General features: G+C 58.2%; 16 protein-coding genes. 4 read left to right on the top strand and 12 right to left on the bottom strand.

The features are described from left to right. The first annotated feature begins 28 nt into the window (after positions 1 to 28). Both C9413_RS04805 and C9413_RS04800 read left to right on the top strand, forming a co-directional pair. A complete protein-coding gene (locus tag C9413_RS04805; RefSeq protein WP_040116084.1) occupies positions 29 to 865 on the top strand; it encodes an ABC transporter substrate-binding protein in 837 nt (278 codons plus the stop codon). A gap of 98 nt (positions 866 to 963) precedes the next feature. Beyond that, the gene (locus tag C9413_RS04800) at positions 964 to 1,638 is read left to right on the top strand and encodes a 4-carboxy-4-hydroxy-2-oxoadipate aldolase/oxaloacetate decarboxylase (RefSeq protein ID WP_040116083.1); all 675 of its coding nucleotides are present in this window, start codon (positions 964 to 966) and stop codon (positions 1,636 to 1,638) included. A gap of 93 nt (positions 1,639 to 1,731) precedes the next feature. On the opposite strand, the gene C9413_RS04795 is transcribed toward C9413_RS04800, so the two are convergent. The 7 genes from C9413_RS04795 to C9413_RS04765 all read right to left on the bottom strand — a co-directional run bounded on the left by C9413_RS04795 (position 1,732) and on the right by C9413_RS04765 (position 6,604). Continuing rightward, positions 1,732 to 2,130 (bottom strand): hypothetical protein, encoded by a 399-nt coding sequence (locus C9413_RS04795; protein ID WP_170250231.1) that lies wholly within the window; start codon positions 2,128 to 2,130, stop codon positions 1,732 to 1,734. 229 nt (positions 2,131 to 2,359) lie between these two features. Next, positions 2,360 to 3,169, bottom strand: a complete 810-nt coding sequence (locus C9413_RS04790; protein ID WP_040116082.1) for an IclR family transcriptional regulator — start codon at positions 3,167 to 3,169, stop codon at positions 2,360 to 2,362. 20 nt (positions 3,170 to 3,189) lie between these two features. Next, positions 3,190 to 3,579 carry a RidA family protein gene (locus C9413_RS04785; RefSeq protein WP_040116081.1) on the bottom strand — a complete coding sequence of 130 codons (390 nt, stop codon included), beginning with the start codon at positions 3,577 to 3,579 and terminating at the stop codon, positions 3,190 to 3,192. A 12-nt stretch (positions 3,580 to 3,591) separates the two neighbouring features. Beyond that, a complete protein-coding gene (locus C9413_RS04780) occupies positions 3,592 to 4,362 on the bottom strand; it encodes an amino acid ABC transporter ATP-binding protein (protein WP_040116080.1) in 771 nt (256 codons plus the stop codon). A 13-nt stretch (positions 4,363 to 4,375) separates the two neighbouring features. Then, entirely contained in the window at positions 4,376 to 5,035 is a 660-nt protein-coding gene (locus C9413_RS04775) for an amino acid ABC transporter permease (RefSeq protein WP_040116079.1), read from the bottom strand. A 6-nt stretch (positions 5,036 to 5,041) separates the two neighbouring features. Further along, positions 5,042 to 5,704, bottom strand: coding sequence for an amino acid ABC transporter permease (locus tag C9413_RS04770; RefSeq protein WP_040116078.1), 663 nt, complete (start codon positions 5,702 to 5,704; stop codon positions 5,042 to 5,044). A gap of 57 nt (positions 5,705 to 5,761) precedes the next feature. Beyond that, on the bottom strand, positions 5,762 to 6,604 hold the full coding sequence (locus tag C9413_RS04765) for a transporter substrate-binding domain-containing protein (protein ID WP_040116077.1): 843 nt from the start codon (positions 6,602 to 6,604) through the stop codon (positions 5,762 to 5,764). Between the two features lie 207 nt (positions 6,605 to 6,811). Between C9413_RS04765 and C9413_RS04760 the strand changes: the two genes are divergently transcribed. After that, on the top strand, positions 6,812 to 7,870 hold the full coding sequence (locus C9413_RS04760; protein ID WP_040116691.1) for a D-TA family PLP-dependent enzyme: 1,059 nt from the start codon (positions 6,812 to 6,814) through the stop codon (positions 7,868 to 7,870). Positions 7,871 to 8,322: 452 nt separating this feature from the next. Beyond that, positions 8,323 to 9,360, top strand: a complete 1,038-nt coding sequence (locus tag C9413_RS04755; protein WP_040116075.1) for a LacI family DNA-binding transcriptional regulator — start codon at positions 8,323 to 8,325, stop codon at positions 9,358 to 9,360. A 6-nt stretch (positions 9,361 to 9,366) separates the two neighbouring features. Here C9413_RS04755 and C9413_RS04750 read toward each other — a convergent pair whose 3' ends face one another. From C9413_RS04750 to C9413_RS04730, 5 genes are all read right to left on the bottom strand, one after another. Continuing rightward, positions 9,367 to 10,413 (bottom strand): carbohydrate ABC transporter permease, encoded by a 1,047-nt coding sequence (locus C9413_RS04750; protein ID WP_170250234.1) that lies wholly within the window; start codon positions 10,411 to 10,413, stop codon positions 9,367 to 9,369. A 13-nt stretch (positions 10,414 to 10,426) separates the two neighbouring features. After that, a complete protein-coding gene (locus C9413_RS04745; protein WP_040116690.1) occupies positions 10,427 to 11,422 on the bottom strand; it encodes a sugar ABC transporter permease in 996 nt (331 codons plus the stop codon). 1 nt (position 11,423) lies between these two features. Beyond that, positions 11,424 to 12,530: a sn-glycerol-3-phosphate ABC transporter ATP-binding protein UgpC gene (gene ugpC / locus C9413_RS04740; protein ID WP_040116073.1), complete on the bottom strand. Its 1,107-nt coding sequence runs from the start codon at positions 12,528 to 12,530 to the stop codon at positions 11,424 to 11,426. Next, positions 12,518 to 13,882, bottom strand: coding sequence for a glycoside hydrolase family 28 protein (locus C9413_RS04735; protein WP_040116072.1), 1,365 nt, complete (start codon positions 13,880 to 13,882; stop codon positions 12,518 to 12,520). The genes ugpC and C9413_RS04735 overlap by 13 nt, the downstream gene beginning before the upstream one ends. Beyond that, positions 13,879 to 14,901, bottom strand: a 1,023-nt coding sequence (locus tag C9413_RS04730; protein WP_170250230.1) for a glycoside hydrolase family 88 protein, incomplete at its 5' end; no start/stop codon positions are given. The genes C9413_RS04730 and C9413_RS04735, both read right to left, overlap by 4 nt.

Raw genomic sequence — 14,901 nt, 5'->3', positions numbered from 1 at the left:
CTAATCATCATAACAAAGGAGAACAGCAATGAACTGGAAATATCTTATCATGGGTGTCGTCTTAGCTGGCGCAAATGTGATCTCGCCGGCGAAAGCGGATCAGCTGGAGAAAATCAAATCCGCAGGAACGTTGCGCTGCGCGACCTTTGCCGACGTTCCACCCTTTGCGTCCCCCGATCTGAAGACGCGTCAAATGGCTGGCTTCGACGTCGATCTTTGCAACGCCATCGCCAAGGAACTGGGCGTCAAGGCCGAGATCAAGCCAGTCTCGGTCGAAGCGCGCGTGCCGGAGGTCAAGCTTGGCCGTGTCGACATTACCGTTGCCAATCTCGCTTATACATTGAGCCGGGCCGAGCAAATTCAGTTCAGTGATCCCTACTATCTCGCGAAGGAAATGCTCATCGTCCCGGCCTCCGATCCTGGCAAAAGCAAGGCGGATTTCGCGGGTCAGAGAATTGCCTCGACCAAGGGCTCCACATCCGAAATGTCGATCAAGCTCAACAAGTCCGAGCCCCTGACATTCCAGGACACGGCTTCGGCCTATCTTGCCGTTCAGCAGGGCAAGGCGAGGGGCATGGTGGCCAACACCATGACGACGACCAAGTTCGTCAATGAATCGAAGACCAAGGGCAAAGAAATGCGGATGATCGAGGAGCCGATGTTGTACCAGCCGATCGGCATCGGTATGGCCAAGGACAATCCGGACCTGACCGCCAAGATCAACGAGGTGCTTCGCAAGCTCGATACGTCGGGCGAGCTCAACAAGATCTGGGACAAGTGGCTTGGCCAGAACACCGAATACAAGATGACGCGGACCGACAAGGTCGTATCGCTCTCCGAGCTGAAATTCGATCCGATCCCGTAAATTGCCACTCGCTCGGCGCGGCCAGAACCTAATCGCAAAACACTGAAGACTGCAGGCGGCGCGACGTGCTCGCCGCCGGTCTTATCTAGGGGGTTTTTATGATCCACATCAGAGACATCGCTGAACGGCCAAGCAAGGCTGATGTCGCGGCACTTTCCAAATTCTCGCCGGCAACAATCCATGAAGCTCAAGGACGCAGGGGAGCACTTTCCTCTCGCCTTAAGCCGGTTGATTATCGCATGAAGCTGTGCGGTCCGGCCTTCACCGTGAAATGCGCGCCGCGTGACAACATCATGCTGCAGCTCGCCATCAACTACGCAAAGCCAGGCGACATCATCGTCGTGTCGGCCGGCGAATACGAGGAAGCCGGCTCTTTCGGCGACGTGCTGGCCAATGCCTGCCTTGCCAAGGGCATCGGCGGACTGGTGACCGATACCGGAGTGCGCGATACGCTTCAGCTGAGGGAACTCGGCTTCCCGGTTTTCTCGCTCAGTGTTTGCATCAAGGGCACCGTCAAAGAAACGATCGCCGCCGTGAATGATCCGATCATCGTCGGTGGGGAGATCGTTAATCCCGGCGATATCATCGTAGGGGATGCCGATGGCCTGGTCGTTGTCCGGCGCGCTGAAGTCCAGGAGGCAGCCCGGCTATCGCAGGCCCGCGAGGATGCCGAAGCCGGCTATATCGACGCCTATAAGCAGGGCAGGTCGGTGATCGAAGTCAGCAAGCTTGAAGCCGTCTTGAAAGCCAAGGGGCTGGTCGTCGACATCTGAGACCGGCCCGCGCCGAAGTCCTGCCGTTTGTTGCTGGCTTTATTTTATAGTCAAGCGGCGAACACAATTATTGCCGCGACACACCCCAATCTCCTACGTCAACGGGACATAGGCGCGGCTCCTTCTGTCAAGCCAATCGAGGTCGGTTTTGCCGCCTGCGCGCAGATAGGCTGCGGCCTTTATAAACAGCGGATGACAGAGATCCCGCCTTGTCAGAAGATGATGGTCTTGCCCTTCGATCCGCGCCATCATTGCCGCCTTTTCAGGCTCGTCGCTATATGCACGCGCTAAGAAGGTCACGGACCCATCTGTGAACTCAAACACATCGTACTCGTAATGGTAGTCACAAAACCCATCAGCGTCAGGCTCGGATGCATCGATGTGATGCGATACTTCCACCGTCATGGGCCAAGCGGTGGCCTCCCGCCCCAGGACGGCCCTGGTGCGCCACAAGGCCACTCGCGCTCGGTAAAACAGCTTTTCGATCTGCAACAAATCTACATGTCAGCGAGGTCTTCCTCGCCCTGGGTTTTTTCGCGGGCGCGCGGGGTGCCGCGCTTTTCCAATTCGCGCAATCGGCACGCTTGTGATCGAAACGCATCGTAGTCTCTAGCCCATCTTCCATCTCATCGGCAAGGGTTAGGAACCCGGGAAGGGTATCACACTCTTGAGCGCAACCGGTGCGGCCGTCGCGAAATCGAGGCTGGAGTGCTGTTACTCTTCAAACGCGCGATGTGGAAGCGCGTCTTGAAAGTGAATTGAATCCGAGCTTTTCGGAAATCTCTTGTGCTGCGTTCAACAGGCTATCGAGATAGGCAGCGCGATTGCGCAGCCCGTCTTCGCGCGGGGCAACCAGGCACAGCGTGGCGATGCAGGCACCATCAGCCTGATGAATCGGGACAGCCAAACAATGGGTGAAATTCTCCACTTCACTATTGAAGGTGAAATATCCATCGCGTGCTGCCTGCCTCACTTGGGCGATGAAATCCGCGGGCTCCAGCCGCCGGCCGTTTGGCAAAACGAAATCCTGCGGCGGGATAAGTTCAAGGATTTCCTGATCCGAAAGGTTTGACACCAGGAGGCGGCCTGACGCGGTCCAGGGAATGGAAACGAGTTCACCGACATTCGAGGAGATTCGGAACGGCCGGATGCCCTCGCGCATCATTGCAACCGTATATTTGTTGCCCTCGAGCAGACACATCTGCGCTGTCTCACGCGTTTCCTCGGCGAGATGGACCAGCATACGATCGCACTCGCGCATAAGGTCGAACTGCTCGGCATATGCGGTGCCGAGGAAATAGAGGCGGCGGCCGAGAAAGACCCTGCCGTCGCCGCCCTGATAATCCAACATTCCGTGGTTGAGCAGCAGGTTGACGAGTTCGTAGATTGAGGAGCGCGGCGCGCCGATTTCCGCAGCGATCTCATTCGGGCGCATCGGCCGACGCTTCACACGCAGGAACTCAAGAATCTCGAAGGCACGATCCAGTCCTCGCGTCCGTCGTGAAACCGTGTCGCCGGAGGCTTCCGTCATGTTCTTCTCCGGAGTTGCTGTCAGGTGCGATCGGCGCGATAGGCCACGCAATCGACTTCCACCTTGCAATCGACCATCATCCGCGACTGAACACAAGCACGTGCCGGTGCATTCCCGCCAAAAATTTCAGCATAGACGCCATTGAAGCTCCAGAAATCGCGGGGGTCATCGAGCCATACCCCAACGCGCACGACATCCTCCAGACCGTAGCCGGCTTCGTCGAGAATACGGATCATGTTCTCAATCGCCTTGCGACTCTGTGCGACAATACCGCCGGGCACGATTTCGCCCTTTTCCATGGGAACCTGGCCCGAGACATAGAGCCAGCCTGCTGCTTCCGTCGCCCGGGCAAAGGGCAGGGGTTGTCCGCCGGCCCCGGTTTCGCCAGCACCGTAACGCTTGATTGTCATGGGATCTCTCTTCTAGTTGAAACTTGAGGTTTTGAGAAACTCAGCGAGCCGCTCTGTCTTTGGAGTGACGAACATTTTCTTCGGGTCGCCTTCCTCGCAGATGACGCCTTGGTTCATGAAGATGACACGCGACGAAACTTCGTAGGCGAAGCGCATCTCGTGGGTGACGAGCAGCATGGTCATGCCGTCGGCGGCAAGCCCCTTGATGACCTGAAGCACTTCACCCACTAGTTCAGGGTCGAGCGCAGAGGTCACTTCATCAAACAGCATCAGCCGCGGCGACATGGCGATGGCACGGGCGATCGCGACGCGCTGCTGCTGGCCGCCGGAAAGCTGACCGGGATATTGGTCCATGCGAGCGGCGAGGCCAACGCGGTCGAGCCATTTTTCGGAAATGGCGCGGGCTTCCGGCTTCGTCATTTTCTTCACCTTGACGAGACCAAGCATGATGTTTTCAGCCGCACTCATGTGGGGGAAGAGATTGAACTGCTGAAACGCCATGCCGGTCAGTGCACGCTGGCGTGCGATTTCTTTCTCGCTCTTGCGGCGCCGGGTCACGCCTTCGACGCGATAGCCGATCTCCTCACCGTCCAGACTAATCGTGCCGCTTTGGAATTCTTCGAGCATGTTGATGCAGCGAAGCAAAGTCGTCTTGCCAGAGCCGGACGAGCCGATGATAGAAATGACTTCACCTTCCTGGACGCTACAATCGACGCCCTTGAGGACTTCGTGGGTGCCGTAGGTCTTACGCAGACCCTTGATGTCGAGAATGGTCTTGACCATTGGGGAAGCCTCTTCAGGACGGCAGGGCGGTCTTGCGCTCGACATATTTGCCGAACTGCTCGATGCCGTAGTTGACAATGAAATAAAGCGCGCCAGCCAGGAAATAGAACTGCAGGCTCATGAAATTGCGGGAGATGATCTCCTGCGTGCGCAGGAGAAGCTCCGCCACACCGATGACAGAAAGCAGGGTTGAGGCCTTTACCATCTCGGCCGCCGTGTTCACCCAGGACGGCAAGCACTGGCGCATGGCCTGCGGCCATAGCACGGAGGTGAAGGTCTGAGTGAAGGTCAGGCCGATCGCCTTGGCGGCTTCGGTCTGTCCCTTGGGGATTGCCTGAAGGGCTCCACGCACGATTTCGCCGACATGCGAGGAGCAGAAGATCGCAAGTGCGAGGACACCTGCCGAAAACGGCCCGAGATCAACTCCGGCGGCTGCGGAGACGTAATAGCTCGCCAGTACGAGCACGAGCACCGGCGTGCCGCGAATAACGTCCGTATAGGCGCGGACCACTAAGCGCAAAACAGTGCCGCCGTAGACGAGCGCCAAGCCGACGAAAACGCCGAGTACGGAACCCGCCAGGATGGCCAGCAGAGAGATCGACACAGTCATGGCGAGGCCGTTCATGATGACGTATCGGGCGATCCAGAGTTGCTCGAGAAAGGTGTGGGACATCCGGGCTTACCTCGGCAGGGCCAGGCGGCCCTCGACGAAACGCATCAAGGCGGCGATGAAAAAACAGGTTGCGACATAGAGGGCGGACGTGACCATCCAGGTTTCTACGACGCGGAAGCTCTCGACGTTGATCTTGCGGGCCGCAAATGTCAGCTCGGGCACGGCGATGGCGGCGGCGAGCGAAGTGTCCTTGAAGAGCGAAATGATCGTTGAAGACAGAGACGGCAGCACGTTACGCAGCATCAGTGGAGCAATGATGGAACTGCGGATCTGCAACCCCGTCAGGCCGATGGCGAGCCCGGCTTCCGTCAGACCTGCCGGAATTGACAATAATCCGGCCCGGAATACTTCGGCGAGATAAGCACCCGAGTATAGGGACAAAACCAGCACGAAGCTTTCCAATTTATCGAGGCGGACGCCCATCTGCGGCAGCGCGAAATAGGCAAATAGCACCAGAACGAGGATCGGCAGGTTGCGGATCACCGTGACATAGACCTGCGCTGCTGCGAGCCCGTAGCGGTTCTTCGCCGTCAGTGCGAAGGCCGAAAACAGGCCGATCACCGCTCCAATCACGATCGAGATCACCGCAAGGCCAAGGCTCAGCGCGAGCCCGCTCAACAGAAAATCGAAATTACGCCAAACGGCGGCGAAATTCAGAGTGTAACCCATGGCGTGCCTTCCCCTGAGGCCGAGGGAGCGGGAAACAGGTCCCGCTCCACACGGCTGTTATTTGAATTCGACCGGGAAGCCGATCTGAGGCGGGGTTAGATCTTTGCCGAACCAGGTTTTGAAAGACTTGGCGTAAGCGTCGAACTCAACGCCGGTCATGGCTTCGTGCAGAGCGGTGTTGACGAAGTTCAGCCAATCCTGATCGCCGCGCTTGACGCCGCAGGCGTAGGTTTGCGGGTTCCAGCCGTAGCCGGCATCCTTGTAACGGTCCGGATTCTGCGTCATGTACCAGGCGAGCGAAGACTGGTCTGTCGCAACTGTATCGGCGCGTCCAGATTCCAGCGCCTGATAAATGAGGTCCACGGATTCATACTGGTCTACCTTCGCCTCCGGCAGAGCAGCATGCACCATGGCCTCGGCATAGACATTTTGCAGGACCGAGACGGTGACGGACGAACCAGCCGCCTTCAGTGCGGCATAATCAGCATATTTTCCGTCCGCTTTGAGCATCAGACCCACACCTTCGCGATAGTAAGGAATGGTGAAGGCAACCTGCTGAGCGCGTTCGCCAGTTACGGTCATGAATTGGCAGGTGATGTCGACCTTGCCTGTCGTTATGTTTGGTATGCGGGCGTCGGAGGACTGGTTCACATATTCGATTTTTTCGGGATCGCCGAAGAGTGCCTTGGCGATGATATGACCCATATCGACGTCGAAGCCCTGAAGCTTGTCGTCTGCGCTCTTGAAGTGCCAGGGCGCGTTGGTGCTACCCGTGCCAAGGACAAGATGGCCGCGGGCGAGCACTTCGTCGAGCTTGCTGCCATCGGCGAGGACGGGGGTGGAAAACAGAGCTGTGGCGACGGCCAGCGACATCGTGCCGGCGAGGACGGAATTGGTCATCGTGTTCCCCTTGATTGACCGTTTTTCTGATAATCCAATATATCGGACATGTGTCTGTGTTATTGGATTGACATATCAAGAGGTATGAGGAATGACTTGTCAATAGGTTCTGCCATAAAGATGCAGCGTCGATTGACGACAGGTTTCCGGCAGTGCAGCATTCCCATACGGTTTTCAGAGGCTCCCATGCCCTTCTCGTCTAAAGATTTGACGGCGATCGACACGCCGGCGGTGCTTATCGATCTCGACATCGCGAAGCGGAACATCCAGCGCTTCCAGGATTATGCAGACAGCCACGGTCTGCGTGTGCGCCCTCACATCAAGACACACAAGTTGCCAGCCGTCGCAGAGATGCAGCTTGCAGCGGGCGCGATCGGCATCACCTGCCAGAAGGTTTCGGAAGCCGAGGCGATGGTTTGCGGCAGCAACGCCATACGCGACGTACTGATCACCTACAATATTATGGGTGCGGCCAAGCTGGAGCGCCTGAAGGCGTTGGCCGAAAAAGTAAATCTGTCGGTCGTCGCCGATAGCCGCGCGGTCGTCGACGGGTTGTCGTCGGCCTTCCATGCCGCGCCTGCGCCGCTGGCGGTGCTCGTGGAATGTAATACGGGCGCAAACCGCTGCGGCGTAGCCACGGTCGAGGAGGCCGAGAACTTGGCTGTCGCGATCCAGGCGGCTCCCGGCCTCGTTTTCGGCGGGTTGATGACTTATCCGCCGGCAGGCGGCGAGGCGCAGGTCGAACGTTTCATGCGGCAGGCCACTACTCGCATCAATGCGCGCGGCCTCACCGTTCCGGTTGTTTCCTCAGGCGGTACGCCGTCCATGATGCATGCGGCCGAGTCCCCGATAACGACGGAGTATCGTCCCGGAACCTATGTCTACAATGACCGATCGCTCGTGGCGCGCGGCGTCTGCGGCTGGGAGGACTGTGCACTGAACGTGCTCGCCACCGTCGTCTCCGTTCCCGCACCGGATCGAGCCGTGATCGACGCCGGATCCAAGACGCTGACCTCAGACTTGCTCGGCCTTGCAGGTTACGGTCATGTGCTCGGACGCGACGACGTTACGATCGACCAGCTTTCGGAAGAGCATGGAAGGCTGGTCAGCAGGGGCGCGATCGGCCTTAAGGTCGGGGACAAGGTGCGGATCGTGCCAAATCATGTCTGCGTCGTCACCAATATGGTTGACGCGGTCATGGTGACGAGTGGCGATCGGACTGGACCGGACATCTGGCCCGTCGTCGCACGTGGAAAAATTGTTTGACCAATTGGCGGGGCAGGAAGTCGCCTGATGCGCGCACGCTTCCCGAAGCCAAGCCTCTTGGTCAAGTCCTTACGAGGTCGTCCTTTCCTCTACTCGGGCTCTCGGACGGCATGGGCGCCAATATTGCGGCTCCGAGCGCCACAACACCCTCGTCGGCAGCGCTTCGATCTATGCCATGAACGGTCGTGACGAAAGCAGAGATCGCAGGGCGCCAGGCCTTCCTCGACGTCCTCCGCCAGCCCGAGCAACGACGGAAGACCGACCCACCTCAGCGTTGCGGCGACCGCAAAGATCGCCGCGACCAGATCTCCTTCGGCAGCTTTGCGGTCGATCTTCGTCGGAGAACGGCAAATTATTGGCATAATACACATGGCTTTTTGAAAGTTTTTATGTAAAAACATCGAGTTAGCTCACATGCCTTCGAAGGCGCGATTAGAACTCGTGACGGAAAAGTGGAACGCAAAGTCAATCTCAAAGATGTCGCGCGCGATGCGGATGTGTCCCTCAGCACGGCCTCGCACGCCCTGAACGGAACCGCCCCACTCACGATCGAAGTGCGTGAGAGGGTTTTGAATTCAGCAAAACGTCTGGGTTATCTCGAGCGCCGAAGGAAGAGGGCGACAATTGCCGCGTTGCGCGTCTTGCTTCTTGCAATTCCCGACGATGCCGCTCCGCAAAGTGACCTCAACTTGGTGAGTTGGACGATCCTCAACGGCCTTCGGAAGGAATGTGAGCGACGCGGGATCAGAACCGTACCCTTTGTCAGCACCGGCCGGAGAATCGATGGTAATCAGGTAAGACAGATTGCGCTTTCGGAGCGTGCTGATGGTATCGTGATCTTGAACGACGATCAGCCGGAACTCATCCGAAGTCTTGCTTCTGCCGGCATGCCCGTCGTCATCATAAACGGCGAGGATCCGGCCATGCTGGTCGATACGGTCACGCCGGAAAACCGCTTCGGAGCGCGACTGGCTATCGAACATCTGCTCGCGCTCGGACATCGTCGAATTCTGCACCTGACCTGGAAGGGCCGCACGACGATCCAGCGCAGATATGACGGCTTTTCCGACGCGTTTCTTGCCGCGCAGCTTCCTATTCTGGACGGCATGATCCTTGAGGCTGAAGGATATGAACCCAGACATGGCGAGGCGGCCATCAATGCGCTGCTTGATCAGGATCCTGAAATGCGCGGGGCGACCGCCATCTTTTGCGCCGCCGACAATCTGGCGCTTGGATGCCTGAAGGCATTGGCTGATCGTGACATTCGCGTGCCGGAGGCGATTTCCGTGCTGGGATTCGATGATATCGTCCGAGGCGAGTTCAGTCGTCCGCCATTGTCGACGATCAGTGTACCGGCCGACAGGCTCGGCGCTGCTGCCTTGTCCCTGATCGAACAGCGTCTGATCGCCAATGATCCGCAGCGGCCGGCTCACCGCCTGGAACTGGGATGCCATCTCGTTTTGCGTGGCAGCATTGCGTCGCCACGCTGACCGGGATCACTTCATCCCGGTTCCGGCAATACCTGTGGTGATGTATTTCTGCAGAAACACGAACACGATCGTCACAGGGAGCAGGCTGAGAAAAGTCATCGCAAGGATGTAATGCCACTGGACCGAGAATTCTCCCTGAAATGCATTCAGGCCGACCTGCAGTGTAAAATTCTCTCGACTATTGAGGACAATAAGCGGCCAGAGGAAATCATTCCAGCGCCAAAGGACGGAGAAGATCGCCAGCACCGCCAAGGCAGGTGCCGTCAGCGGCAAAATGATTCGCCAGAAGATGCAAAATTCGCTGGCCGCATCAACGCGTGCAGCCTCAATGAGTTCATCGGGAATTGTCAGCATATATTGTCGCAGCAAAAACACGGCCGTCGGAGAGGCGATCGTCGGAAGGATGACGCCCCACAGGTTATCGGCAAGACCAACGCCAACGACCACCAGATATGCCGGGACCATGACGACGGCGAGTGGGATCATCAAGGTTGAAATGATGATCACGAAAACCGTCTTGTCGCCGCGAAACCGGTATTTCGACAATGCGAAAGCTGCCATGGCGTTGACCAGGAGTGTCAAAACCGTTGCGACGAACGTGACGAACACCGAGTTCTTGAGGAAGGTCAGGAAGTTGAAACGCGTCAATGGATCGGCGTAGTTTTGGGTGGCCACGGTCAACCGCTGCACGGGCGTGATACTCTTTACATCGACGCTGACGGGCTTTTGCGGACTGACAGGGTCAACCATTTGGGCTTTGAGACCGATACGGCGGACCATCGCCATTTCGCGCTTCTCACCGTCAATGGTGACCTGCCAAAGGCTAAGCGGCTTGTCGAATCCCGCTACAGTCTGCTCGACGGCAGCGCGGGGAAGCAGCGTCGGCGGAAACCGGGTGATCTCAGCCGCCGGCTTCAGAGAGGAAAGGCCCGCCCAGACAACGGGAACAAGCACCGCAAGGGTTCCGGCAAATAGCCAGATCCATGACAGTATGTCGGTCATATCGATGCGTCCGGCCCGGCGCGTGCGCGTGAGAAAGCTGATGGGATTCATAAGGCTATTCATTTTATGACTCCATTCGCCGGCCAAGGCGCAGCTGTATCAGCGTCAGTACCAAAAGCACCAATCCCATGAGAACCGATGCCGCGGATGCAAGGCCGAAGAGGCGCAGATCGCTGCTGAAAGCCATCTGGTAGATGTATTGCACGATAAAGCTGTTGGCTGTGCCCGGGCCACCGCCATTCGTAAGAACCCAGGCTTCGTCGAAAATCTGGACGGACCTGATCATCAGAAGTATCAGAACGACCAGAAGGTTCGGCCCCAGCAGGGGCAGCGTGATCCTGAAGAGCGTGCGGCGAGGCGAGGCTGCATCGATTGAGGCGGCTTCATAAAGCTCCTTCGGGATGGCCTGGAGACCGGCAAGGAGGATGAGGGTGTAAAAACCCATGTGAAACCAGACGGAGACGACCACGACGAAGAAGCGCGACCAACCGACATCCAAAAGGAAGATTTCCGGGGGTACGCCGACCATCTGCAGGAAGGCGTTCAGCAGCCCATTCCGATCAAGGAACCATTTCCAGATCAGGCCGATGACGACGGGAGACAGCAATACCGGATAGAAGAAGATTGCTCTAAAGAAGCCTCGCGCGGCGATTGCTCGATTGAGTATCAGTGCTGTTACAAGGGCGACGAGCAATGTTGCGACGACGTTGAATGCCACGAACCAAAGCGTATTCCACACAGCCGTCCAGAAAAGCGATTCCCGGCAAGTTCCGGGCCTCAGATAGTCATCGCAGGCAAGCAGGGTGCGAAAATTGTCCAAGCCGACAAACGGCCGGTCCGACACGAAAAGGTTCGTCCCGCCCGTAAAGGCGTAACCCACGGCGATTGCGATGGGGAGGAACGTGAATATGCCGAACAGAACCAAATTCGGTGCCAGAAACAGCCATGGCATGCGTTTCCGGCCAAGCACGCGCTCCATTCCGTTTACGGGGGCCTCGATCACTCGCATGATCGTTTCGCCTGCCTGATAAAGGACCGCACCTTTCTTGGGCGTCGTCATATCAGCGCCTCCCTTGGCCTTGCCGCCGGCCAAACGCCAGGCCGCTTTCAGGATCGAAGAGATGAACGCGCACAGGCATGGAGTTGATCAGGACGCGGTCACCTGGTGACGGCGCGAAATGACCTGGCTCGTGAATGATGATCTGCTCGTCTTGCCCCTCCAGGTTGCCATAGACATAGGTTTCGGTTCCAAGCCCCTCATGATACTGGACGACGAACGGCAACCCATCTTGACCGGAGCGTGAAAAATGCGCGGGCCTGACGCCGGCAAGCACTGCCTGGCCGACCTGAATCCCGGAAAGGTCCACGTCACTGATCAGCTTGCCGCCGTTGCCGACGTCGACGATAACGCCGCTTTCCCCGATACTGGCGACCTTACCCTTTATGATATTCATGCGTGGAGAACCGAGAAAGCCTGCCACAAAGAGATTTCGCGGGTGATCAAACAATTCCAGCGGGGCGCCCACCTGCTCTACCTGTCCGCTGCGCAGCACGACGATCTTGTCGGCCATCGTCATCGCCTCGACCTGGTCATGGGTGACGTAGATCATCGTGGTTTTGATCTCACGATGGAGTTTTGTGATCTCGGCTCGCGTCTGGACGCGCAGTGCGGCGTCGAGGTTCGAAAGCGGCTCGTCGAAGAGAAAGATGTCGGGTTCGCGCACGATTGCCCGGCCGATCGCCACGCGCTGGCGCTGCCCGCCTGAAAGTTGCTTCGGACGCCGGTCCAGATAGGGTTCGATTGCCAGCATCCTGGCCGCTTCGGCAATCCGCGCCTCGATCTCGACGCGCTTGAACTTGAGGTTCTCCAAGCCGAAAGCGAGGTTCTTGCGAACGCTCATATGCGGATAAAGCGCGTAGGACTGGAAGACCATGGCGATCTTGCGTTCGGCGGGCGAAAGCTGGCCTACATTGCGCCCTCCGATTGAGATTGCGCCGGATGTTATGTCTTCGAGACCCGCGATGATGCGCAGCAAGGTCGACTTGCCGCATCCGGAGGGACCCACAAAAACGACGAACTCGCCATCCTTGATATCAAGTTCCACATCATGCAGGACCTTGATGGCGCCATATGACTTGTTGACGGTGGAAAGCTTCAGTTCTGCCATGTCCTGCTCCCATCAGGTGCCGCCGTTTCGAAGGCGACGTCAATCTTGTTCCATCCCTGCGGCAGGGGTGCTGGCCTTTTGATGAGCACCTCTTCCAGAAAGATACCCGTGACCCCGGAAAGATAGGCGGCTGGCATCCCTCCCGGATAGCGCTCAAGACCGATCACCCGTCCGTCCGAACCGCGCGTCCAGGCATTGGCGCGCCCGCCTCCATCGGCGCGCGGCGCCAAATCCGCATTCGTCGGGCGCAGGTCATAGAATTGCCCTGTGCCCAGTTGCCCGGGCTGCTGGACCAGGTTTATGCGCGCCAGCCGGATGTTTCGAATGCCGGCGGAAGACGTCGAAATCAAAGTGATCGCCCCCTCCATTCGGCCGGTTATATCTTCGACGATCAGGTTCTCGATCGCCCCGGCAGTCCGCGCCGCGACGCGGTCGACAACATTGATCGTCAAGGCTTCTCCCGAACCCCAGAAGCCGTCGAGCGTTTCATGGCACTCTACTCCAATTCTTAAAAATCTGACGTTCGATATCCGACCGCCGTCGCGCGAGAAAACGCCGAGCGCACGGTTGGAGGCCGAGACATTGCAATCCTCGAATACGGCATTTGTGATATCGCCATGCGTTTCCGTTCCGATCTTAAGGGCGCAACTCAAGCTTTGGATCGAGCATCGGCGAACGAGAATATTTTCGCATTGCCCTATGGCGGCACCCGCCGGACCCATACTCGTCTTCAGGCAAATGCCGTCGTCCGCGGTCGATATCAGGCAATCTTCGATGATGGCGCCGCGGCATGCATCGAGAACAATACCGTCCGTATTGGGAAGACGATGGTCGTTCTCGATCCTCACTCCCCTGACCGCAACGTCCGTGCAGTCGACAAAGTGCAGCGTCCACATCGGCGAGCGGCATATATGGATGGAACTGATCTCAACCCCGTCACACGCCTCGAAGACGACAACGCGCGGTCGAAAATCGGCCGGGATGAATGTCCCGACCGTCTTGTCGTCGCCGACGATGAAGCTGTCGCAACCGGCTTCGAGGCGGCCGAAGCCGGTCAGGCTTATCCGCCGCGCATTTTTGGCGACGATCATGCCGCGGTTTGATTTTTCTGCAATGACCGAAACGGTCGTATGTGCATAGGCGTCATAGTCCGCGACCGGACGCAGGATCGCGCCGGCGGCCAGATGAAGATCCACGCCGGATTTGAGCTGGAGCCCCCGGCAAATATGGATGCCGGCCTCAAGCACCACGCGCCCGCCGCCTGAAGCCGACGCTTTGTCGATCGCTGCTTGTAGTCGAGCGGTATCGTCGCTGCCGGCCGCATCAATCGAGATTGGAGATGCCGCGCTCATTGCTGGAGACCGCGCTCCAGAAGGACTTCCGTCAGGAGCAGCATGGTGAGCGCCTGGCCGTAAGGCGTCGGCACATTCGGTATGCGCCGATAGAAATCGAGGTCGTGGCCCATCGGTGTGCCGTCCGAAACACCATGGACCACACCTTCCTCGTCGATGCGCGCCAGCACGGCCGAAAGCGCCCGCTCGGCGTAGATCCGGTCGTTGGTATCCAGAATGCCGGCATCGACGCCACGCAGGATGCCGTAGGCAATTCCGGCGGTGGCTGATGTCTCCAGTGGCGACGAGGGGTCGTCCAACAAGGTTGTGAACATTCCGTCCGGCCTCTGACACGCCTTAAGCGAACGTACCTGGCTGGCAAGAACATTGGAAAGGTAACGCCGGTCCTTTTCCCCCAGCATCGGCACAAGCTCGAACAGCTCCGGGATGGCCACCGTGATCCAGGCATTGCCGCGAGCCCAAAAGGCATTGGCAAAATTGTGCCGTCCATTGAAGGTCCAGCCATGATACCATAGCCCACTCACCGGATCCGACAGGTAGCGCGTGTGGATCACGAACTGATAGACAGCTTCGTCGATCCATTCGCTGCGTTTGCAAAGCACGCCAGCGCGCGCGAGAAAGAGGCAGGCCATGAACAGCGTGTCGTCCCAAAGCTCGCCCTCGTTGAGGCGTTCTTTGACAACGTGTTGAAAGCCACCGTCCTCGGTTTTGGGCAGTTCCTTCACCAACCATTCGGCCCAGTCTTCGACAAGGGCGCGAAAATCGGGACGATCGACATGCTGAACGAGGATGGCAAGCGGCAGCATCGGAGCCGTGCTGTTGATCTGGCGTGGCGGTAGGCCCCGCTCGATCTGGCTGCTGTACCACGCCACAAGGTCCTGGAGCGCTTTTTGATCATTGGTGGAAATCGCGCGTCTTAGGAAGCCGTAAAGACCAACGCCGACTTCCCAATCCCACTCCTCGAACTGGGTCCCCGAGGTGGACTCGGCGGTCATCACGCCTTCACGAATGACCTCAAG

It is taken from the genome of Rhizobium sp. SEMIA 4085 (assembly GCF_013004495.1).
Lineage (GTDB): Bacteria > Pseudomonadota > Alphaproteobacteria > Rhizobiales > Rhizobiaceae > Rhizobium > Rhizobium gallicum.
Note: the sequence above shows the minus strand (reverse complement) of the source record. Positions and strands in the feature narration are given on the sequence as shown.

Excerpts from the sequence above, each read along its gene's own strand:
- C9413_RS04805 (WP_040116084.1), top strand. The coding sequence starts at position 29 with ATGAACTGGAAATATCTTATCATGGGTGTCGTCTTAGCTGGCGCAAAT.
- C9413_RS04800 (WP_040116083.1), top strand. The coding sequence starts at position 964 with ATGATCCACATCAGAGACATCGCTGAACGGCCAAGCAAGGCTGATGTC.
- C9413_RS04790 (WP_040116082.1), bottom strand. The coding sequence starts at position 3,169 with ATGACGGAAGCCTCCGGCGACACGGTTTCACGACGGACGCGAGGACTG.
- C9413_RS04785 (WP_040116081.1), bottom strand. The coding sequence starts at position 3,579 with ATGACAATCAAGCGTTACGGTGCTGGCGAAACCGGGGCCGGCGGACAA.
- C9413_RS04780 (WP_040116080.1), bottom strand. The coding sequence starts at position 4,362 with ATGGTCAAGACCATTCTCGACATCAAGGGTCTGCGTAAGACCTACGGC.
- C9413_RS04775 (WP_040116079.1), bottom strand. The coding sequence starts at position 5,035 with ATGTCCCACACCTTTCTCGAGCAACTCTGGATCGCCCGATACGTCATC.
- C9413_RS04770 (WP_040116078.1), bottom strand. The coding sequence starts at position 5,704 with ATGGGTTACACTCTGAATTTCGCCGCCGTTTGGCGTAATTTCGATTTT.
- C9413_RS04765 (WP_040116077.1), bottom strand. The coding sequence starts at position 6,604 with ATGACCAATTCCGTCCTCGCCGGCACGATGTCGCTGGCCGTCGCCACA.
- C9413_RS04750 (WP_170250234.1), bottom strand. The coding sequence starts at position 10,413 with ATGAATCCCATCAGCTTTCTCACGCGCACGCGCCGGGCCGGACGCATC.
- C9413_RS04745 (WP_040116690.1), bottom strand. The coding sequence starts at position 11,422 with ATGACGACGCCCAAGAAAGGTGCGGTCCTTTATCAGGCAGGCGAAACG.
- ugpC (WP_040116073.1), bottom strand. The coding sequence starts at position 12,530 with ATGGCAGAACTGAAGCTTTCCACCGTCAACAAGTCATATGGCGCCATC.
- C9413_RS04735 (WP_040116072.1), bottom strand. The coding sequence starts at position 13,882 with ATGAGCGCGGCATCTCCAATCTCGATTGATGCGGCCGGCAGCGACGAT.